Here is a 734-nt window from a genome sequence, read left to right on the forward strand (position 1 = left end):
TAAAGTTTACATCGAATTCTGGCTGGCCCAAGTTTACTGATTGATGTTCGCCCTTTTAATTTACCCGATTCATTGTGCCGTGGGATTAATCCACAATAAGCCGCCGCTTCTTTGGCTTTATTAAATTTCTTAGCCGCAAATAAATACGTCAGCTCTCTCGATAATACGGGCCCAATGCCAGGGATATACTCTAGTAGTTTCCTGTTTCTTTTTAAATCAGGTTCATTATCTATGTGGTTATCAATGTCAGATTTAAGCTGTTTAATTTCGTCATCTAAAAACGCGATAGTCACTTTTATCGATTGGCAAACACGCGCGGAAACGTTGCTGAATTCACTTGCTTCTAATCGGTTCGCTTCTCGTTGCCGGTTACTCTCAAGCGCATCTAAACGACGGATAAGGGCTTTAAGCTCTCTAACTTCTAATGCATCAGGCTGCCAATAATTAACGACTGCATGCTTAGCACAGCCGTAATGGGCAAGCATCGTTGCATCAGATTTGTCTGTTTTATGAATTATGTTTAAAGCGTCAGCATACTTTTTAGCTTTACCGGGATTCGCTAAAATAATATTAAAGCCTTGCTCGTATAAAAAATACATCAGTGCTTCATGATAAACACCCGTTGGTTCGAGGGTGATAACGAGCTCATTAGCAGCGCTTTTAGTTGTATTTAAAAGCCATTTTTCTATTGCTAAAAAGTCTTGACGCTTGTTTTTAAAGACTTTTGTTTTAAT

Annotated in this window: 1 protein-coding gene; it reads right to left on the minus strand. The window is 39.0% G+C overall.

Annotated elements, in window-relative coordinates:
• A partial coding sequence (locus GQR55_RS19990; RefSeq protein ID WP_166421966.1) for a transposase occupies positions 1 to 734 on the minus strand: 734 nt, incomplete at both ends.

Origin of the sequence: Pseudoalteromonas sp. Z1A8, assembly GCF_011378855.1 — a bacterium.
In the GTDB taxonomy this organism is placed as follows: domain Bacteria; phylum Pseudomonadota; class Gammaproteobacteria; order Enterobacterales; family Alteromonadaceae; genus Pseudoalteromonas.